The 21,376-nt window shown below is 42.6% G+C and carries 17 protein-coding genes and 2 tRNA genes; 16 read left to right on the plus strand and 3 right to left on the minus strand.

The window, feature by feature from the left end; all coding sequences use genetic code 11:
• The first annotated feature begins 28 nt into the window (after nucleotides 1–28).
• The 6 genes from gap to GD630_RS10815 all read left to right on the plus strand — a co-directional run bounded on the left by gap (nucleotide 29) and on the right by GD630_RS10815 (nucleotide 6,497).
• A complete protein-coding gene (gap, locus tag GD630_RS10790; RefSeq protein ID WP_007765077.1) occupies nucleotides 29–1,039 on the plus strand; it encodes a type I glyceraldehyde-3-phosphate dehydrogenase in 1,011 nt (336 codons plus the stop codon).
• Nucleotides 1,040–1,207: 168 nt separating this feature from the next.
• A complete protein-coding gene (locus GD630_RS10795) occupies nucleotides 1,208–3,268 on the plus strand; it encodes a M3 family metallopeptidase (RefSeq protein WP_143865482.1) in 2,061 nt (686 codons plus the stop codon).
• 9 nt (nucleotides 3,269–3,277) lie between these two features.
• Nucleotides 3,278–3,787 (plus strand): DUF4847 family protein, encoded by a 510-nt coding sequence (locus tag GD630_RS10800; RefSeq protein WP_143865484.1) that lies wholly within the window; start codon nucleotides 3,278–3,280, stop codon nucleotides 3,785–3,787.
• Between the two features lie 17 nt (nucleotides 3,788–3,804).
• Nucleotides 3,805–4,254, plus strand: coding sequence for a dCMP deaminase family protein (locus GD630_RS10805; RefSeq protein WP_143865485.1), 450 nt, complete (start codon nucleotides 3,805–3,807; stop codon nucleotides 4,252–4,254).
• A gap of 43 nt (nucleotides 4,255–4,297) precedes the next feature.
• Entirely contained in the window at nucleotides 4,298–5,980 is a 1,683-nt protein-coding gene (locus GD630_RS10810) for a S41 family peptidase (RefSeq protein WP_143865487.1), read from the plus strand.
• 37 nt (nucleotides 5,981–6,017) lie between these two features.
• Nucleotides 6,018–6,497 (plus strand): 5-formyltetrahydrofolate cyclo-ligase, encoded by a 480-nt coding sequence (locus GD630_RS10815; RefSeq protein ID WP_229098918.1) that lies wholly within the window; start codon nucleotides 6,018–6,020, stop codon nucleotides 6,495–6,497.
• Here GD630_RS10815 and GD630_RS10820 read toward each other — a convergent pair.
• Both GD630_RS10820 and recF read right to left on the minus strand, forming a co-directional pair.
• On the minus strand, nucleotides 6,484–6,771 hold the full coding sequence (locus tag GD630_RS10820) for a DUF721 domain-containing protein (protein WP_007765066.1): 288 nt from the start codon (nucleotides 6,769–6,771) through the stop codon (nucleotides 6,484–6,486). The two genes, GD630_RS10815 and GD630_RS10820, sit on opposite strands and share 14 nt — an antisense overlap.
• Nucleotides 6,768–7,877: a DNA replication/repair protein RecF gene (gene recF, locus GD630_RS10825; RefSeq protein WP_143865490.1), complete on the minus strand. Its 1,110-nt coding sequence runs from the start codon at nucleotides 7,875–7,877 to the stop codon at nucleotides 6,768–6,770. The genes GD630_RS10820 and recF overlap by 4 nt, the downstream gene beginning before the upstream one ends.
• A 161-nt stretch (nucleotides 7,878–8,038) precedes the next feature.
• Between recF and GD630_RS10830 the strand changes: the two genes are divergently transcribed.
• The 6 genes from GD630_RS10830 (at nucleotide 8,039) to GD630_RS10855 (ending at nucleotide 12,845) form a co-directional block, all read left to right on the plus strand.
• The gene (locus tag GD630_RS10830; RefSeq protein ID WP_007765063.1) at nucleotides 8,039–8,722 is read left to right on the plus strand and encodes a tetratricopeptide repeat protein; all 684 of its coding nucleotides are present in this window, start codon (nucleotides 8,039–8,041) and stop codon (nucleotides 8,720–8,722) included.
• Between the two features lie 155 nt (nucleotides 8,723–8,877).
• Complete coding sequence (ribH, locus tag GD630_RS10835) at nucleotides 8,878–9,372, plus strand: 6,7-dimethyl-8-ribityllumazine synthase (RefSeq protein WP_143865492.1); 495 nt, start codon at nucleotides 8,878–8,880, stop codon at nucleotides 9,370–9,372.
• Between the two features lie 52 nt (nucleotides 9,373–9,424).
• A tRNA-Tyr gene (locus GD630_RS10840) sits at nucleotides 9,425–9,507 on the plus strand.
• Nucleotides 9,508–9,515: 8 nt separating this feature from the next.
• Nucleotides 9,516–9,588: transfer RNA gene (locus tag GD630_RS10845), tRNA-Gly, on the plus strand.
• Nucleotides 9,589–9,649: 61 nt separating this feature from the next.
• Entirely contained in the window at nucleotides 9,650–10,909 is a 1,260-nt protein-coding gene (locus GD630_RS10850; RefSeq protein WP_143865494.1) for a Gfo/Idh/MocA family protein, read from the plus strand.
• A gap of 88 nt (nucleotides 10,910–10,997) precedes the next feature.
• A complete protein-coding gene (locus tag GD630_RS10855) occupies nucleotides 10,998–12,845 on the plus strand; it encodes a right-handed parallel beta-helix repeat-containing protein (RefSeq protein ID WP_143865496.1) in 1,848 nt (615 codons plus the stop codon).
• A gap of 9 nt (nucleotides 12,846–12,854) precedes the next feature.
• Here the strand turns inward: GD630_RS10855 and GD630_RS10860 are convergent, their stop codons facing one another.
• Nucleotides 12,855–13,406, minus strand: coding sequence for an RNA polymerase sigma-70 factor (locus tag GD630_RS10860; protein WP_143865497.1), 552 nt, complete (start codon nucleotides 13,404–13,406; stop codon nucleotides 12,855–12,857).
• A gap of 197 nt (nucleotides 13,407–13,603) precedes the next feature.
• Here GD630_RS10860 and GD630_RS21325 point away from each other — a divergent pair, with 197 nt between their 5' ends.
• From GD630_RS21325 to GD630_RS10880, 4 genes are read left to right on the plus strand one after another with little or no spacing between them, the layout of a single operon-like run.
• Entirely contained in the window at nucleotides 13,604–14,554 is a 951-nt protein-coding gene (locus GD630_RS21325) for a FecR family protein (RefSeq protein WP_143865499.1), read from the plus strand.
• Nucleotides 14,555–14,602: 48 nt separating this feature from the next.
• Nucleotides 14,603–17,938: a TonB-dependent receptor gene (locus tag GD630_RS10870; protein ID WP_143865501.1), complete on the plus strand. Its 3,336-nt coding sequence runs from the start codon at nucleotides 14,603–14,605 to the stop codon at nucleotides 17,936–17,938.
• A gap of 30 nt (nucleotides 17,939–17,968) precedes the next feature.
• The gene (locus GD630_RS10875) at nucleotides 17,969–19,921 is read left to right on the plus strand and encodes a RagB/SusD family nutrient uptake outer membrane protein (protein WP_143865503.1); all 1,953 of its coding nucleotides are present in this window, start codon (nucleotides 17,969–17,971) and stop codon (nucleotides 19,919–19,921) included.
• A gap of 20 nt (nucleotides 19,922–19,941) precedes the next feature.
• Entirely contained in the window at nucleotides 19,942–21,372 is a 1,431-nt protein-coding gene (locus GD630_RS10880) for a DUF1735 domain-containing protein (RefSeq protein ID WP_143865505.1), read from the plus strand.
• Nucleotides 21,373–21,376 lie beyond the last annotated feature (4 nt).

Consider the following 21,376-nt stretch of genomic DNA (forward strand, 5'->3'; position numbering starts at 1 on the left):
TTATAAAACCCTTAAAAGTTTAAACAAAATGATTAAAGTAGGTATTAATGGATTCGGACGTATCGGACGTTTCGTTTTCCGCGCTGCAATGAAGAGAAACGATATTCAAATCGTAGGTATCAATGACCTTTGCCCGGTTGATTACTTGGCTTACATGTTGAAGTATGACACAATGCACGGTCAATTCGACGGTACTATCGAAGCAGATGTTGAAAACAGCAAATTGATCGTTAACGGTCAAGCTATCCGTATCACAGCTGAAAGAAATCCGGCTGACTTGAAATGGAATGAAGTAGAAGCTGAATACGTTGTAGAATCTACAGGTTTGTTCTTGAGCAAAGACAAAGCTCAGGCTCATATCGAAGCTGGTGCAAAATATGTTGTAATGTCAGCTCCTTCTAAAGATGACACTCCGATGTTCGTTTGCGGTGTAAACGAAAAAACATACGTTAAAGGTACTCAATTCGTATCTAACGCTTCTTGTACTACTAACTGCTTGGCTCCTATCGCTAAAGTATTGAACGACAAGTTCGGTATCCTTGACGGTTTGATGACTACAGTTCACTCTACAACTGCTACTCAGAAAACAGTTGACGGTCCTTCTATGAAAGACTGGAGAGGTGGTCGTGCTGCTTCTGGTAACATCATCCCTTCTTCTACCGGTGCTGCTAAAGCTGTAGGTAAAGTTATCCCTGCATTGAACGGCAAATTGACTGGTATGTCTATGCGTGTTCCGACTTTGGACGTATCTGTAGTTGACTTGACAGTTAACTTGGCTAAACCGGCTACTTACGCTGAAATCTGCGCTGCAATGAAAGAAGCTTCTGAAGGCGAATTGAAGGGTATCCTGGGTTACACTGAAGATGCAGTTGTTTCTTCTGACTTCTTGGGTGACACTCGTACTTCTATCTTCGATGCTAAAGCAGGTATCGCTTTGACTGACACATTCGTTAAAGTTGTATCTTGGTATGACAACGAAATCGGTTACTCTAACAAAGTTCTTGACTTGATCGCTCACATGGCATCAGTTAACGCTTAATTAGAAGATTAACATATAAGAAACCGCTGCGGATAACCGTAGCGGTTTTTTTGTATTCATTTTATATATTGTTAAAAAGCAAGCTTTTATCCGCATAGTAAGCTACAATTTTAGTAGTTTTGTGTTCTTATGGAAAGATTATTAATAACATTGATACTAATTTGCAGCATGAGTAATATAATAAATGCCCAGAATCCTTTCTTCGGGCAGTACTTGACACCGCACGAAACCGTGCCTTTTGACCGTATAAAAACCGAGCACTATGAACCTGCTATTCTTGAAGGAATCAAGCAACAAAATGCAGAAATAAATGCTATCATACATAACCCGGAAAAAGCAGACTTCCGAAATACAATAGAAGCTTTCGAACAATCTGGAGAGTTACTGGACAGAGTTACCGCCGTGTTCGGCAATATGCTCAGTGCGGAAACCAACGATGACCTGCAAGCATTGGCGCAAAAAATAATGCCGCTACTCAGCGAGCATAGTAACAATATCACGCTGAACGAAAAACTCTTTGCACGTGTAAAAGAGGTATACAACCAAAAAGAAAACTTACAGCTCAATCCGGAAGAAAGTAAGTTGTTGGAAAATGCCTATAACAGCTTCGTCCGTCACGGTGCTAATCTGGAAGGAGAAGCACGTGAAGAATACCGTCGGTTAACCACCGAGTTAAGTAAGTTGACACTGACTTTCAGTGAGAACAACTTAAAAGAAACAAATCGCTACCAAATGCTGTTGACGAAAAAAGAAAGTCTTGCCGGACTTCCCGAAATTATTGTGGAAGCAGCTGCCGAAACAGCGAAAAGCGAAGATAAAGAAGGATGGGCATTTACCCTTCACGCGCCAAGTTATGTTCCTTTTATGACCTATGCCGACAACCGTGATTTACGGCAGAGGTTATACATGGCGTACAATACAAAATGTACGCATGACAACGAATTCAACAATATCGAGATCGTAAAAAAAATAGCAAATACGCGCATGAAAATAGCGCAATTGCTAGGTTACAAGGATTATGCGGAATATACGCTCGTAAAACGGATGGCCGAAAACAGCGAGTCTGTATACAAGCTGCTTAACCAACTGTTGGAAGCATACACACCTACCGCACAACAGGAATACAAAGAGGTACAGGAGTTGGCACGTAAAGAGCAAGGAGAGGATTTTGTCTTAATGCCGTGGGACTGGAGTTATTACTCCAACAAGCTGAAAGATAAGAAATTCAATATCAACGAAGAAATGCTTCGCCCCTACTTCGAACTCGAACAGGTAAAGAAAGGAGTATTCGGACTTGCAGAAAGGTTATATGGAATAACTTTCCGCAAAAACACGGAGATTCCTGTCTACCATAAAGATGTAGAGGCTTTTGAAGTATTCGATAAAGACGGGAAATTCCTGGCTGTCCTGTATACTGACTTCCATCCGCGTCTAGGAAAACGTGCCGGAGCTTGGATGACCAGCTACAAAGATCAATGGATAGATAAGCAAACCGGTGAAAACAGCCGTCCGCACGTATCCGTTGTTATGAACTTCACCAAACCGACCGAAAACAAGCCTGCCCTGCTGACTTTCAATGAAGTAGAGACATTCCTTCATGAGTTCGGGCATAGCCTGCACGGTATGTTTGCCAACTCTACCTATAAGAGTTTGAGCGGAACCAATGTATATTGGGACTTCGTGGAATTGCCTTCACAAATCATGGAGAATTTTGCCATAGAAAAGGACTTCCTAAATACATTCGCCCGCCATTATCAGACAGGTGAAGCCCTGCCTGATGATTTAATAAAACGATTGGTAGACGCTTCAAATTTTAATGTAGCATACGCTTGTTTGCGACAGGTAAGTTTCGGTCTGCTCGATATGGCATGGTATACCCGCAATACAGCCTTTGAAGGGGATGTGAAAGCCTACGAGCAGGAAGCCTGGAAAAAGGCGCAGATATTGCCGGTCATCGAAGAAGCTTGCATGAGTACACAATTTTCTCATATCTTCGCCGGTGGCTATGCCGCAGGATATTACAGTTATAAATGGGCGGAAGTGTTGGATGCAGATGCATTCTCCCTGTTTAAGCAGAAAGGAATATTCAATCGCGAAGTTGCCGATTCGTTCCGTTACAACATTCTATCGAAAGGAGGAACGGAGCACCCGATGGTACTTTACAAACGTTTCAGAGGACAAGAACCGTCTATTGACGCGTTGCTAATCAGAAATGGAATAAAGAAATAAGTATTAACTATGAAAAAGAATATATTTCAAATAATAGGACTATTATTATTACTTCCTTTATTTTCAGGATGTAATGATTCGGATGATGTAGCCGCCATATTCACAGGAAAGACTTGGAAGCTAAACTATATCACTGTTGATGGAGGGCACGAGATGTTCGGCTTTTGGGAAAATGAAGCGGAAAAGAAGAAAAGTATGGATGAACTTAAAAAAAATGGCACATACAATGTTATATTTGAGGGTACAACTGAAGATGATCTGATTAGAGGAAACATAAGAGGAAGCGTTATCACTTCGTATCCCCTTGCCGGAACCTGGAGTGCAAACGGCAAAGACAATAAATTCAAAGCCAATATCACGGAAGGAAAGGACGGAGGTGATAAACTTGCCAAAAATTTTCTGGAAGGTCTCAAGAATGCGACATCTTACGAAGGGGACAGCAAAAATTTATACCTTTTGTATAAGCCTACCGGAAGTCAGCAGACCTTTCGAATGGTCTTTTACGTTGTTAATCAGTAACTAATCCGACACACAATATGGACACAGAGAAGAAACAATCAGAACTTGACAAACGTTATATACGTATGGCTAGCATATGGGCGGAGAACTCCTATTGCCAACGCCGCAAAGTAGGAGCTTTAATCGTCAAGGATAAAATGATTATCTCCGACGGATATAATGGAACGCCTTCCGGTTTTGAGAATGTATGTGAAGATGAAAACAACGTGACAAAGCCGTACGTTCTGCATGCGGAAGCAAATGCGATCACCAAAATAGCACGTTCAAACAACAGCAGTGACGGTGCAACGATGTATGTCACCGCTTCTCCCTGCATCGAATGTGCCAAATTAATCATACAGGCAGGTATCAAACGGGTGGTTTACTCGGAGCATTATCGCCTGGAAGATGGAATAGAGTTATTAAAGCGGGCAGGAATCGAAGTTATCTATGCAGAACCGGATGAAAAGCCTGCTTCGGACAAATAATAAGATGAATAAATAAGACGAACGTTTTAAAAAAGGAATAGACATGAGTACAAAAAGCTCTTCACGTTTTACACCTGTCATCATAGCAATCAGCGTGGTAATCGGGATTCTTATCGGCACATTTTATGCCAAACATTTCGCCGGTAACCGTTTGGGTATCATCAATGGTTCCTCCAACAAGCTGAACGCACTATTGCGAATCGTAGATGACCAATATGTAGACACTGTAAACATGACCGACCTCGTAGAAAAAGCTATGCCGCAGATTCTTGCCGAACTTGACCCGCACTCAACTTATATCCCGGCACAGAACCTCGAAGAAGTCAATTCGGAGTTGGAAGGCAGTTTCAGTGGAATCGGTATTCAGTTCACCATACAAAATGACACTATTCATGTGAATGCAGTCATTCAGGGAGGTCCTTCTGAAAAAGTGGGACTGATGGCAGGCGACCGTATCGTCACTGTGGACGACAGTTTATTTGTCGGCAAGAAAGTAACCAATGAACGGGCCATGCGTACCTTGAAAGGGCCGAAAGGTTCTCAAGTGAAATTAGGAATCAAACGCATGGGAGAAAAAGAACTGTTGAACTTCAATATCACACGTGGAGATATTCCTCAAAATACTGTAGACGCCGCTTATATGGTGAACGATGATATCGGCTACATAAAAGTGAGCAAGTTCGGACGTACCACTCATGTAGAGCTGCTCAACGCATTGGCACAGTTGAACCATAAAAAATGCAAGGGGCTGATTATCGACCTGCGTGGTAACACCGGAGGATACATGGAAGCAGCTATCCGCATGGTAAACGAATTCTTGCCGGAAGGGAAACTGATAGTATATACGCAAGGCCGTAAATATCCCCGTGCAGAAGAATTTGCTAACGGCACAGGCAGTTGCCAGAAAATGCCGCTTGTCGTACTCATTGACGAAGGTTCCGCTTCTGCCAGCGAGATCTTCACCGGAGCTATTCAGGACAACGATCGGGGAACAGTTATCGGACGACGCTCGTTCGGCAAGGGACTTGTACAGCAACCTATCGACTTCAGTGACGGTTCCGCTATCCGTCTGACGATTGCCCGCTATTACACTCCGTCCGGACGTTGTATCCAACGCCCATACGAAAGTGGCAAAGACCGGAACTACGAACTGGATTTATACAACCGTTATGAGCATGGAGAATTTTTCTCACGCGACAGTATCAAGCAGAATGAAAAAGAACGCTATAATACCAGTCTGGGACGTACCGTATATGGCGGTGGCGGTATCATGCCGGATATATTCGTACCGCAAGATACTACGGGAGTCACTTCTTACCTTTCTACGGTTATCGGTCGCGGACTGACTATCCAATTTACTTTCCAATATACCGACAATAACCGGAAAAAGCTCAGCGAGTACGAGACGGAAGAAGAACTGTTGAATTATCTCCGCCGTCAAGGACTGGTAGAACAGTTTGTCCGCTTTGCTGACAGTAAGGGAGTGAAAAGAAGAAATATCCTGATCCAAAAGTCGTATAAGCTGTTAGAAAAAAACATTTATGGCAACATCATCTACAATATGCTAGGGTTGGAGGCTTATCTTCAGTATTTTAACAAGAGTGACGCCACTGTCAACAAAGGTATTGAAATACTCGAAAAAGGAGAAGCCTTTCCAAAAGTACCGATAGCTGTAGAAGAGGAAGAACCGACCAATAAAGATGGAAAGAAAAAAGGAACTGCGTAAGCATATAGCAACACTGAAGACACATTATAATTCAGTGTTGCGGAAGTCGCTATCAACCCAAATACTTGCCGCCCTCGAAGCCCATCCGGCTTTTAGGGCGGCAAGCACCGTTTTACTTTACTATTCATTGAAGGATGAAGTAGATACACATACATTTGTACAAAAATGGAGCAAAAAGAAACGTATTCTACTCCCGGTAGTGGTAGACGATGATTTAGAATTACGGATATACACCGGTCCCGAAGACATGGCAACCGGAAGCTATGGCATAGAAGAACCGACGGGAGAATTATTTACCGATTATGCGACCATAGACTTTATCGCTGTTCCCGGAGTAGCTTTCGACCTGAAAGGAAACCGTCTGGGACGGGGAAAAGGATATTACGACCGGCTTTTACCACGCATACCATCAGCCTACAAAGCAGGTATCTGTTTTCCGTTCCAATTAGTAGAAGAAGTTCCTGCGGAATCTTTCGACATCCGCATGGATATAATTATAACCATCAACGAAAAATAATATTTGTAATAACGGTAGCCCCCACTTTCGTGTTAAGCGCACGTATCAGCATTTCACGCCCCATCATCAACTCCTGCCGAAGAGCTGCAGAAGTGAGATGCACATACAAAGTCTGATTACGGATATAAAGATTGCTGGTATAAGTTGCCGCAGGTCCCAAGATTTTAGGCCAGGCATCCAACAATCTTTGTTCATTCAACGGAGACTCCAAACTCTCCTGACGAAGAAATTGCTGTATCAGTTTCCCTATCTGTTCAGCGTCATTACGTTTCATTGTTCAGCCTCCATTTCGCGAATGATTCCTTTTTCAACAAAAAACATTTTATAGTCACTGCCCACTTTATACAAAATGCGATCCAGATGTTCCCGATTCGTATCCGTAATAAAGATCTGCCCGAAATTATCTCCGGCAACCAACTTCACTATCTGCTCCACACGTGAAGCGTCCAGCTTATCAAAGATATCATCCAGCAATAATAGAGGAACGGTCCTTCCGGTACGTTTCAAAAAATCAAATTGCGCCAGTTTCAAAGCGACCAGATACGTCTTATTCTGTCCTTGCGAACCTTCTTTCTTGATCGGAAACTCCCCTAAAAGCATATTCAGTTCATCCTTATGAATTCCCCGCAAAGAGAAGCCCATAATCTTATCCCGTTCCCGGCTTTGCTTCAATACTTCCAACAAAGAAGCCTCCCGCGCATGGGAATCGTAAGACAGTCCAACCTGTTCCTTATCTTGAGAAATGAACGAATAAAAAGACTGGAATATAGGAATAAACTCTTTGATAAACGCCTCACGCTTCTTGAATACAACCTCACCGGCCTGTGCCATCGTCTCCTCCCACACCAGAAAGAGTTCTTCTTCCACCGGCAGTTCGCTTTTCAGCAAAGTGTTGCGCTGCGTCAATGCTTTATTATAACGGATCAATGCATCCAGGTATTCCTTATCATACTGGGAAATCACCACATCCATAAACCGTCGGCGTTCATCACTTCCACCGGCAATCAGTTCTGAGTCGGCAGGCGACACCATGACCAGAGGCAGGAAACCGATGTGGTCCGAAAAACGGCTGTATTCTTTCTTATTCCTTTTGAATTGTTTCTTCGAACGGCGTTTCATTCCACAATAAATCTCTTCGGGAGTTCCATCCTCCGCCTCATAGAAACCTTGAATAACAAAGAAGTCCTGTTCATGACGAATATTCTGAGAATCAATCGGATTACCGGAGCTCTTACAGAAAGATAAAAAGTACACCGCATCCAACAAGTTGGTCTTTCCCATTCCATTCTGTCCGAAAAAACAGTTCAGTTTAGCGGAGAATCCCAGCTCCACCTCTTCCAGATTCTTATAATTCAATATGGATATTCGTTTCAGTATCATTGTTTACACGTTAATTTGTTCACAAAAGTAGCAAGATTTTCGTGGTTTTCGGAGGTAAAATAAAAAAAGATGGCTCTAAATTTCATTTGTAGATATAAAAAAACTAATTTTGCGAGTCGAAATATCAAACAGTGAATAATAACAAAAAGAATCATATAAAAATGGCAGAACAAAAAAATCAGAATGAACATCTGAACGTAGAAGATGCACTGACACAATCGGAAGCGTTTCTTATCAAGTACAAAAACGCAATCATCGGCGGTGTTGTTGCTGTGATTATTATTGTAGCAGGTTTTATCATGTACAAAAACCTCTATGCTGAACCTCGTGAAGAAAAAGCACAAGCTGCTCTTTTCAAAGGACAGGAATACTTTGAGCAGGACGCTTTTGAGCAGGCTCTGAACGGTGACAGTATAGGTTATGCCGGTTTCCTGAAAGTAGCGGATGACTACAGTGGAACAAAAGCCGCTAACTTGGCAAAAGCATACGCAGGTATCTGCTACGCACAACTCGGTAAATATGAAGATGCAGTAAAGATGCTGGATAGCTTCGATGGAAGCGACCAGATGGTTGCTCCGGCAATCTTGGGTGCTGCCGGCAACTGCTATGCACAACTTGGACAATTGGATAAAGCGGCTTCTACTCTGCTGTCGGCAGCAGACAAAGCCGACAACAATACACTGAGCCCGATCTTCCTGTTGCAAGCCGGAGAAATCCTGGTAAAACAAGGAAAATATGACGATGCAGTAAACGCTTATACTAAGATTAAGGATAAATATTTCCAGTCTTACCAAGCAATGGACATCGACAAATACATCGAACAAGCTAAATTGATGAAAAAATAATAAGGCTCTAAATACCTTATTATATATAACTAAGTATATTATACTTTTTAGACGCGGATAACGCAGATAACGCGAATTTCAAAATGAACAAATCCGCATTATCTGCGTTATTTACGTTTAAAAGTCAATCCCCAAAATTCAAATTACTACTTACTATGGCAACAGCTTACCATAATTTATCCGAATACGATTTCAACTCCGTTCCGAATGCAGAAAATATGAAATTCGGCATTGTTGTATCTGAATGGAACTTCAATATTACAGGTGCTTTACTGAAAGGAGCGGTCGATACATTAAAAAAACATGGAGCCAAAGATGAAAATATTCTGGTAAAAACCGTACCCGGAAGTTTCGAACTTACCTTTGGCGCTAATCAAATGATGGAAAATTGTGATATTGACGCAATAATCGCAATAGGTTGCGTAATTAAAGGAGATACTCCGCATTTTGATTACGTTTGCATGGGAGCCACTCAAGGAATTACCGAGTTAAACGCAACTGGCGATATACCAGTAATTTACGGATTAATTACCACCAATACAATGGAGCAAGCAGAGGATCGTGCCGGTGGTAAGCTGGGTAACAAAGGAGACGAATGTGCAATTACTGCAATAAAAATGATTGATTTTGTTTGGAGTTTAAATAAATAGTTGTATCTTTGCACCGCAATTGAGAAACAAACCTCCTCAAGAGCAAAATAAAGGGCAAATACCAGAGTGGCCAAATGGGGCAGACTGTAAATCTGCTGGCTTACGCCTTCGGTGGTTCGAATCCATCTTTGCCCACAAAAATTGCGGAAGTAGCTCAGTTGATAGAGCATTAGCCTTCCAAGCTGAGGGTCGCGGGTTTGAGCCCCGTCTTCCGCTCTCTAAAGAGAATCTGAGAAATTGGATTCTCTTTTTTTATATACTTTAGACCACTAAGATTATGAAAGATTCTTCAACACGATCACACGTACTCCGATTGGCACACGATCCTATTCCTACGGTCCACATTGGTATTATCGGATTGGGTAATCGGGGATTACTCACTCTTAAGCGTTATCTGCAAATTGAAGGAGCCGAAATCAATGCTCTTTGCGAAATCAGGGAAGGAAACTTGGAAAAAGCCCGTTATCTATTAAAGGAAGCCAATCGTCCCGAAGCAGCCGGATACACCGGCACTGAAGGATGGAAAAAGATGTGTGAATCGAACGGATTAGATTTAGTCTTTATTTGCACGGACTGGCTAATGCATACTCCTATGGCGATTTTTGCGATGGAATGCGGCAAACATGTAGCGATTGAGGTTCCGGCAGCTATGAGTGTAGAAGAATGTTGGCAGTTAGTAGACACTGCGGAAAAGACAAGACGCCACTGCATCATGTTGGAGAACTGCTGCTACGATCCGTTTGCATTGACCACACTCAATATGGCACGTCGGGGAGTGCTGGGGGAAATCATGCATGTGGAAGGAGCCTATATTCACGACCTGCGCTCAATGTATTTCGCCGAAGAGAGCGAAGGCGGTTATCACAATCACTGGGGAAAAAAATACAGCATCGAACATACCGGCAACCCCTACCCCACGCATGGTTTGGGTCCCGCCTGCCAGATACTTGACATTCACCGCAGCGACAGAATGGAATATCTTGTTTCCATGTCCACTCATCAAGCAGGTATGAGTGAGTACGCACGCAGAATGTTCGGCGAATATTCACCGGAAGCCAATCAGAAATACCTCTTAGGAGATGTCAATACGACTCTTATCCATACAGTCAAAGGAAAAACAATCATGCTTCAATATGATGTATCCACACCTCGCCCGTATAGCCGTCTGCAAACAGTATGCGGCACAATGGGCTTTGCCCAGAAATACCCGGTTCCTCGCATCGCACTGGAACCTAACGGCGACACTCCCCTTCAAGGAGAAATGTTGGAGAAAACATTAGCACGCTACAAACACCCATTCAGCGCAACTATCGGAGAAGAAGCGCATCGCAAAGGATTACCCAATGAAATGAATTATGTTATGGACTATCGGCTTATCTATTGTCTGCGCAATGGCTTGCCACTGGACATGGACGTTTATGACGCTGCCGAATGGTCATGTATTACAGAGTTAAGTGAAAAATCAGTACTAAACAAAAGTATGCCGATGGAGATACCGGATTTTACCAGAGGGGCTTGGAAAGACTGCAAATATTAAAAAAACCTTTTTTTACAGGGGAAAAATAGGGTTACAAGCACACAAACAGTATTTATTATAAAGCCATCACATATTCAATATCAAAAACATGAAAACACCTTTAACATTAAAAACAGGCTTACTGGCTATCTTTCTAATTTGCACAGTCAGCGTTTCTGCAAATAAAACTATCTCTGTTGCCGATTTCGGCTTAAAACCGGACAGTCGTATCAATGCAGTACCCTTTATACAAAAAGCAATCAAAGCCTGCAAAGAAAATCCGGGTTCTACGCTCCTATTTCCGAAAGGGAGGTATGATTTCTGGTCACAACACGCCACAGAAAAAGAATATCATGAAACTAATACGTATGACGTAAATCCTAAAATCCTTGCTGTACTGCTAAAGGAGATCAATGATCTCACCATTGACGGAAACAACTCGGAATTTATCATGCACGGACGGATGCAGCCATTCACTTTAGATCACTGCCAAAACATAACACTGAAGAATTTCACCATAGACTGGGACATTCCTTTAACCGCACAAGGCGCTGTCATCGAATCTACCCCCGACTATATGGAGATTGAGATCAACGCCTGCCAATATCCCTACATCATCGAAAACAAGAGACTGACCTTCGTCGGCGAAGGATGGAAAAGCGGCGTATGGTCCATTATGCAATTTGATCCCAAGACCCATTTCGTTTTGCCCAATACAGGTGACAATCTAGGATGGCGCAGCTATGACGCGATAGAAGTAAGTCCCGGACGTGTCCGCCTGTCTGACCCTAAAAGAGAAGCGAACAAGTTCTATCCCGCACCGGGCACTATCCTCGTATTGAGACATAGTACCCGCGATCATGCCGGAATCTTCATCTACCACAGTACAGACACAAAGATGGAAAATCTGAAACTGTTCCACACGTGCGGGCTTGGCATTCTGTCGCAATATAGTAAAAACATTTCATTCAATGATGTCCATATCATCCCAAACGCCTCTAAAGGACGCGTATTGAGCGGACACGATGACGGCTTCCACTTTATGGGATGCAGCGGTTTGCTTAAAATAGAGAATTGTTGTTGGACAGGACTCATGGACGACCCCATCAACATTCACGGAACTTGTTCGCGCATTATGGAAGTCCTCTCTCCTACCCGCATCAAATGCAAATTCATGCAAGATATGAGTGAAGGTATGGAATGGGGACGCCCGGATGAAATAATCGGTTTCATCGAACATAATACAATGCGTACAGTAGCTACCAACAAAATGAAAAAGTTTACAGCATTAAACAAAGCCGAATTTATCATTGAATTATCCAAGCCCCTCCCCACCGGAGTTGAAGTAGGATATGTAATAGAGAATCTGACCTGTACTCCCGATGCGGAAATACGTAACTGCCATTTTGGAAGTTGCCGTGCACGCGGCTTGCTCGTATCCACTCCGGGAAAAGTCGTCATAGAGAACAATGTTTTCGAATCGAGCGGTTCCGCCATTCTGATTGCCGGAGACGCTAACGCCTGGTATGAATCAGGAGCTGTGAAAGATGTATTAATACGCAACAACGAATTCCGTTACCCCTGCAACTCATCACTTTACCAGTTCTGCGAAGCGGTAATCAGCATTGATCCCGAAATTCCTACCCCGGAACAAAAGTACCCGTATCACCGCAATATCCGGATTGTAGACAACACATTCCATCTTTTTGATTACCCGATTATTTATGCCCGCTCGGTAGATGGTTTAACATTTTCGAACAATACGTTAATACGCAACACAACCTATCAGCCCTATCACTACCGCAAAGAAGGTATCACGTTGGAAGCCTGCAAGTCCGTCGTTATCTCAAACAATAAAATAGAGGGTGATGTATTAGGACGTATTGTCAAATTTGAAAAGATGAAATCATCGGATATCAAAATCAGTAAAAATCCATTCTTCCGGAAAGCCAAATAACTGTTTCCGCTAGACAACACGAACAAATAGCATAAACAACGGCAGATTATCTTTTAGAAATTTCAAGGCTAAAGTGATCTGCCGTTCCACTGCTTTTTCCCCTACTCCACAACGTTCAGCAATTTCTTTACACGACAGATGTTCCTCACGACTCATTTTGAAGATCTGTTGTCTCTTGGGAGGAAGCTGCGCAACCAAACTATCAATATAATTTTTCAAATCGACAGCATCCAGTTCTTCTTCTATTTCGTATGATTCTTCAATTCCCCTCAGAGCCGTCATCCTAAAATTCAAATCAATGAAATATCTACGCGAATAATTGAATATGATGTTTCGGGTTATCATAAAAAGAAATCCATCAAAATTCTTATCAGCATCCAGTATTTCTTTCGACTCCCAGACTTTCAAAAACACATCTTGAACCACTTCCGACAATTCGGAGGAAGATATAATGTAAAGTTGCGCAAAGTTATAAACTTTTAGCCAATAACGATTATACAAGATAGTAAACGCTTCCGCATCGCCACCTTTCAGTCTGTCTATAACCAGCTTCTCTTCCATTTGTGTTTAATTATATCACAAAAGTAAGGAAAAAATAATAAACTGCTACATTTTTTTAAGTATTTATTTTAGGCAAAAAACAGGGAATGACCGAACAGTTACAATCCACATTAAAAAAATGATTTTTTTTAATGTGGATGTGGGGCTTTGAACGAGTTATGTGTATTTATATATAGAGACTAAAAAAAGAAGTTTAAATGAACAATATACAAAGAATGGATAAAAAGAGCATAATCAAGATTTTACTGACAGGTAGACTGACAAAAAGCCAACGCAAAGATATCGCGGACCTGGATTTTGTAAATACAGAAATAAAAAAGCAATGGGATGAGTCCGGAAACAGAATGGTTGACATGGCAATAAAAGAGCAAATATGGAAAAAAGTAAAAGCGAAAAGCATCCACAAGAAACAAAATAAAAATTTCGTGGAACAAAAATGGTACTTCATCGCAGCTTCCGTCACTCTTTTGTTAGCCGTCGGAGGATTATGGTTAAGTTCTCAAGGAGATAAATCCGGAAAAGAATTCATCGAAATCACAGCTCAAGAGAGTCAAGTTCATGTTTTGCCGGATAGTACCAAAGTATGGATGGAAAGCGGAAGTTCCATTCGATATGCCAAAGTATTCAATCAGAACAGAAAAGTGTGGTTGAAAGGCAATTCGCTATTTGAAGTGTATAAACATGAAAAAAGTACTTTTCAAGTTTATATAAACAAGGCTTTCATAGAAGTAAAAGGTACTTGTTTCCTCGTCAAACAGTCCAATGCCGAAAAAAACGAAATCACACTGTTTCATGGCAAGATTGAATTCAATGTAGAGTCTACCGGAAAGAAGACAGTGATGAAACCAATGCAAAAAATGGTCTATAACCCGACCAATGCACAAACTGAAATAAGAAATATCATCCATGTAAACTGGAAAGACGGAAAATTCCATTTCAAGGATGTCCCTCTGCAACAGCTTATCAAAACAATCAATCAGATATATGACACGAACATCGTACTGGACAAAATGATTAACCACGAATCGGCATTCACAGGCATTATCCGCTACGACGAACCACTCGAAGATGTCATCAGCAAAATTTGCTTCAGCTTAAACCTTACCCAAGAAAAACAAAAAAATCATATAATGATAAAGAACGAATAACAATTAAAACCAATATTAACCAAATGTCTAATCAAAAATGCTAAAAGCATGAGAAAAATTCAAATTTCTTACAGGCAGCGATATCTGAAATATATCGTGTTGCTATTGCTTTTTTATCCGCTCTCTGTACTAGGAGCACAAAGTAAAATCGCGGTAAAAGGGCAGTCTATTACAATCAAGCAAGCTATTCAGCTTATTGAGAAAAGTAGTAATTACATCTTTTTCTACAATGCTGCTGATTTGAAAAACACAACCAGCAAGAATATTAACTGTGAGGGCTCCATTGAAGATGTATTGGCAGTCGTATTCAATGGGAGTGGCATCACCTATATGATAAAAGGAAACGAGATCATATTGAAAGCGAGCAAGGTGGAAGCATCACAGCAAACTAAGAAGAAACGTACCGTGACAGGTACGGTTATCGATGCAGAAAACGGAGATCCAATTATCGGAGCATCCATTGTACTGAAAGGACAAAAAGAAGGAGGTACGATTACTGACTTGGACGGTAATTTTTCCATCTCCATCACAGGCACAAAAGCGTTACTCGAGATCAGCTACATCGGTTATAAAAAGAAAACAGTCGATGTAGGTGATTTGGGTGTCATCAATGTAAAACTGGAATCGGACAACCAGCTGCTGAATGAAGTCGTGGTAGTAGGCGCAGGTACTCAGAAAAAGGTCAGCGTGACAGGCTCTATCACAAGCGTGAAAGGTATGACCCTAAAAGCGCCCAGTTCTTCACTTACCTCTTCTTTTGCCGGCAAACTGTCGGGAGTCATCTCCATGACAAAATCCGGTGAGCCGGGTGCCGCTTCCGAATTCTACATCCGTGGTGTCAGCACTTTTGGAGGGCGTGCCACACCGCTGATTCTCTTGGATGATGTGGAAATCTCCACTGCCGACTTAAACAATCTCCCCGCCGAAACCATTGAAAGCTTCTCTATCTTGAAAGATGCTTCGGCAACCGCCATCTACGGTGCGCGTGGTGCGAACGGTGTGATGTTGATTACGACCAAGACCGGTAAAGAAAATGAAAAGACACGTATCAACGTGACTATCGAGAATTCTTTCAACAAACCGATGAATATGCCGGAGTTCGTGGACGGAGCTACTTGGATGGAACTATACAATGAAGCGCAGACCACCCGCAGCCCGCAGTCTACCCCTAAATACACACAACAAGTGATTGACAATACACGCAATCATGTCAACCCGTACGTATATCCCGACGTAGACTGGCAAGATATGATTTTCAAGAAAATGAACATGAACCAACGTATAAATGTCAACATCTCCGGTGGTGGCAGCAAGGCTTCTTACTATATGAGCTTGCAAGCGAACCACGATACTGGTCTTCTAAACACGAAGAAAGTATATTCCTATAATAACAACATCAACAATTGGGGATACAATTTCCAGAACAATATTTCATATAAGGTTACCCCGACTACAAAAATCGACCTGCACATGAATGCGCAGATCCATAGTCAGAAAGGGCCTAATTACAGTACTTCCAGTCTGTTCGCCATGATGTTGTCCACCAATCCCGTATACTTTCCAGCCACATTCCCCGCACAAGAGGGTGACAAGCATATCCGTTTCGGTAATGCACGCTGGGCAGGTTCGAGTCTGCGTACCAATCCATACGCCTATATGTTGAGCTCATTCAAAGAAAATAATGAGAACACGCTGAACACTTCTTTGAAAATCAACCAGAAACTAGACTTCATCACTAAAGGTCTGAGCATTCAGGCAATGGTGAACTGGAAAAACTGGTCATCATCCAATTACAGCCGCAGCATTAATCCCTACTATTATGGAGTGAAAAGCGGCAGTTATAACCCCGCCAACCCGACCGACTACGAGCTGGAAGCACTGAATACCGACGGAACCGATTATTTGGCTACTTCCGCTATCGGCAAATCTTCCGACCAGACATTCTATATGGATGCCCGCTTGAACTACGACCGTCAATTTGACCTGCATCACGTCACCGGTATGTTGATGTATATGCAGCGTGAATACCGCAGCGATGTATTGCCACAACGCAACCAGGGTATTTCCGGACGCTTTACTTACGATTACGGCCAACGTTATCTCGTTGAGTTGAACTTCGGTTACAACGGTACGGAACGTCTGGCAAAGAAAAGCCGTTTTGAATTCTTCCCTGCCGTTTCTTTAGGTTGGGTAATCAGTAACGAAGCATTCTTCGAGCCGCTAACAGACGCCATCAGTAACTTGAAAGTCAGAGGTTCATACGGTCTGGTAGGTAGCGATGAAACCGGTATGGGTGCCGGAGCGCAACACTTTCTTTACATCGACCAGGTATACCTTAACAACATAGGATTCACCACAGGCGTAGACATGAACTACACGCTGAGCGGACCGCAGATGATTACATACGCCGTACAAAACGCCAGCTGGGAACGTGTGAAAAAGCTCGACATCGGTCTCGACATCGAACTGTTGCGTCAGATAACCATTACCACCGACTATTTCAAAGAACGTCGTTATAATATTTTGTTGAACCGGGAGGCATGGCCGGAATCACTGGCATACTATACCGCCAAACCCTGGAGCAACAAAGGTAAGGTAGACAACTGGGGATTTGAAGTCAGCCTCAACTGGCACAAAGAAATCATCAAAGACCTTTTCATCGACTTCCGTGGCAACTTCACTTATACGGAGAACAAATATGTCGACCTCGATGAGCCCATTTATCCGTATGTATGGAAAACGTCTACCGGAAAACCGCTTAGCCGCACCACCGGTTATGTAGCCGAAGGCTTATTCCAAAGCCAGGAAGAGATAGACAACAGTCCGGAACAAAACTTGGGCAGCGTAGTAAAACCGGGTGATATCAAATACCGCGACATCAACGGTGACGGAAAAATTGACTCCAACGACGAAGTGATGCTCTCACCATACGGAAGCACCCCTCGTATCCAATACGGTTTGGGATTGAACATCACTTATAAGAAGTTTGACTTCGGTGTATTCTTCAACGGTTCTGCCAAACGCAAGATTATGGTCAGCGGTGTCACTCCATTCGGAGAAAGTGACTATAACGTCATGAAGTTCATCGCCAACGAACGGTGGACGGAAGCCAATCCGAATCCCAACGCCACTTACCCGCGTCTAGGTCTGGTAAGTTCGCAAACAGCTAACAATAATGTATCAAGTTCATACTGGATGCGCAACGGTAATTTCCTCCGTTTCAAAACTTTGGAATTCGGATATAACTTCGGATATGGCCGTGTATACCTCAGTGGTGACAATCTAGCCGTATTCAGTCCGTTCAAGCTATGGGATCCAGAACTATCATACAACTCCTACCCGCTGCAACGAACATTCAATGTCGGTGTACAACTCAATTTCTAAATTGTAACTTAAAATTTAATACTCACATATATGAGACTGAAAGATAAAATAACCCAAATAAGCGGAATGCTTGCAATAGCTGCCTGCTGTCTGACATCTTGCGACTATCTGGATGTGGTTCCTCCCGAACAAGCCCAATTGATAGATGCCACTAAAACACCGGAAGCCACCAAAGGATTCCTCTATTCCTGCTATGCCGGTATCAAAGAATATTTTCCGTGGCAATATACCAATGTGGAAGCATCAACGGATGAATATGCCCTACCTCCGCTATGGGGACATGACGGACAAAAAGTAGCATGGGGTCTCGCTACTCCTGGTAATGCCGCTGCCTGGAAATGGGGAACGTTCTACCGTTACATCGGCCAATGCCATTTGTTCCTCTCACAGTTGGAAAATGCGCAAGGCATATCCGAAGTTCTGAAGAAAGAGTGGAAAGCGGAAGCCAACTTCCTCATCGCTTATTATCATTTCCTGTTGCTCGAATACTACGGGCCGATTCCCATCACCGACTCTTATATCGACATGGACACACCGTCGAATGAATACAATGGCCGTTCCCACTTCGACTATGTGACAAGTTGGATTTGTATGAAACTAGACAAGGCGGCAGAGGATCTTCCCGCCTCCCGTGTAGGAGATGAATGGGGACGCGCCACTTCTACCATTGCCAAAGCTATCAAAGCCCGTCTATTACTGTACGCAGCTTCACCGTTATGGAACGGCAAATTCCCTTTCCCTGACTGGAAGAACGAGAAATGTACTACACCGGGATATGGCTACGAACTGGTCAGCAAGACTTACGATCCAGACAAGTGGGAACGTGCATTGACAGCTTGTAAAGATGCACTGGAATGGGCCGAGGGTGACGGCGGTAACTCATTGATGGGCATCTCAGCCTGCGAAAGCATGATCAGCAACGATCAGCTAAACGATCCTTTCAGCAAGTTAAAAGCACCTGTAGAAAACAGCGCATTCACCGACGAGTTTAAAAAGCGTATCATGTTAATGCGTTACATCGTAACCACCCGCTACTCCGATGGAAACAAAGAAATGATCTGGGGAGTAGCCGGAACGGACACTTATAACCAGAAAATGGCATCTTTGCCCTTGCATTGCAGCAAGCAAAACAACGGTACTTACTGGAACGACGGTTACAGCGGAATATCACCATTTCTTAATGCCGTAGAAAATTTCTATACCAAAGACGGTGAACTGCCACGCATCGCTGCCGAACAAGGAAAGTTTGCAGCAGAAGATACATGGTATGAACCTTATAATGGAGATATCATCCGCTTGAATGCCAATCGTGAACCGCGCTTCTACGCATGGATTGCTTTTGACGGCGACCAATATGCCGTGAAGTTAAATGACGGGAATCCGTTGGTCATCGACCTCAAAGATCCTGCCAAACAAGGAAAGAGCGTCACAGGAAACAGTGCGCGCAACTATTGTGTAACCGGTTATCTCTGCAAGAAGTTTATCCGTCCGAACACCAACTGGACTCAATATGGCAATCTCGACCAGAAAGATTATCCGGCTACCATTATCCGCCTGGCAGAGCTTTATCTCAATCTGGCAGAATGCTATGCATCCAAAGATAATCCGGATGAAACAAATGCATTAAAATACTTGAACACTATCCGTCGTCGTGCCGGTATCTCCGAACTAACGCACGAAATGATTGAGACATCAGGAGTATCTCTGGTGGACTGGATACGCAATGAACGTTTCATTGAACTGTATGGCGAAGGCCACCGCTACTATGATGCCCGCCGCTGGATGATTGCTCCGCAAGTATTTGCAGCAGGCGTACGCAAAGGACTTAATATAGAAAAATTGGAAAACCCGTCTTTTGAAGAGCTGAATCAGCCTGTCTCCGTACAGCAAGACTTCAAATGGGAAAATCGTATGTATCTGGCTCCGGTATTCGTGAACGAAGTGTATAAAAACACACAGATGGTTCAAGCACCGGAATATTAATCTTAAACAAGTATACTAATATGAAGAAATTAACATATTCATTCCTTTTCTTGGGAACAATCATTGCACTAGGAGGCTGCAAAGAAGACAGCTACGAAGACTTGATTCCCGAGCAATATGACAAGATTCTCTACTTGAAGAACTACGGGCAGCAGACTTTAGAGCTCTTCGATGACGGTTCACCGGTAGACTATTCACTGACTGTGGTAAAAACCGGAAGCAATCCTGCGGCTACCGCACAGGCACAAGTAAAAATTATGTCTCAAACTGAGATTGACAAAGACGCACGTTACCAAGGTAACAATTACAAAGTGATTTCTTCCGATTGTTACACCTACAAAACGGAAATACTCGACTTGACCTCTTCTGAAACTTACAAACAGATAAAAATGAAAATATCTCCGACCAAGATATTGGAAGAAATAAATGCGACAAAGGGAGAGAATCCGAATTATGTATATACGATTCCTTTCCGTCTCAGTAGTCCGAACGATCAAGTCAATGAAGAAAAGAAAGACTTGATTCTGAAACTGAATGTAACCAAGTTGAGTATCTACTTCAAAAAAGGAAGCCAGACTGTCGATTTGAACACATTGCCAGGAGACGAATGGGCCTTTGAAACCGGAATAGCTATGGTATCCGGAGTACAGAATACTTGGGATTTCATTGCTGACATAGAAGTTGACCAAAGACAAGAGGTATTGGAGGAATATAATACAAGCAATAATACTTCCTATCTGATGATTCCTGACGGTGCTATCGTCAATACCAACGCAGGTGTATTTGAAGCAGGAAACAATGAAACCGCCGCTACCATAAGAATCCAACGTTCCGGATTGGCAAAAGGATATACTTATTTAGTTCCTTTAAAACTCAAGCCAATCACTGATATAGAAACAATTACAGTTAGTGATAAAATGCATTATATAATACTGGAATATCCGCTAGATCCGGAAGATGACAAGATTAATTTAACAGTAGACAGTTTCTTCGATATATATGGTTGGCATATAGCTAATGACTATGGTAATATGCTTGATGATGACAACTCGACACATTTTGAGACCCAATATTGGGCAGTTACGGGAAATTCAACTTATGGGACTCCATTAGATGTCAAATTAGGGAAAGAAGTGCATTCCGTCATGTTTGAATATATAACCAGAGGCACAGGAAGTACCAACCCTAGTGACATTACACTTTGGGCTTCCAACAATGATGAAGTGACAAGCAACGCAGACTCAAATAGTTGGTTCAAACTCGGTGAAGTATCAAATACTCCTGCAGTAGGTGAAGAATATAAAAAATTCACCTCTAAAGTATATATTTCATCTACTCCATTCAAATATTTAAGAATAGCCGTTAAAAAAGGAAATTCTGCGGTTGATGGAACTGCTTCTTCCGCTGGCGGTTGTTGGGGTGTAGCGAAATTAACCATATGGGCAAATTAAAATT

Origin of the sequence: Bacteroides zhangwenhongii, from assembly GCF_009193325.2 — a bacterium.
GTDB lineage: Bacteria > Bacteroidota > Bacteroidia > Bacteroidales > Bacteroidaceae > Bacteroides > Bacteroides zhangwenhongii.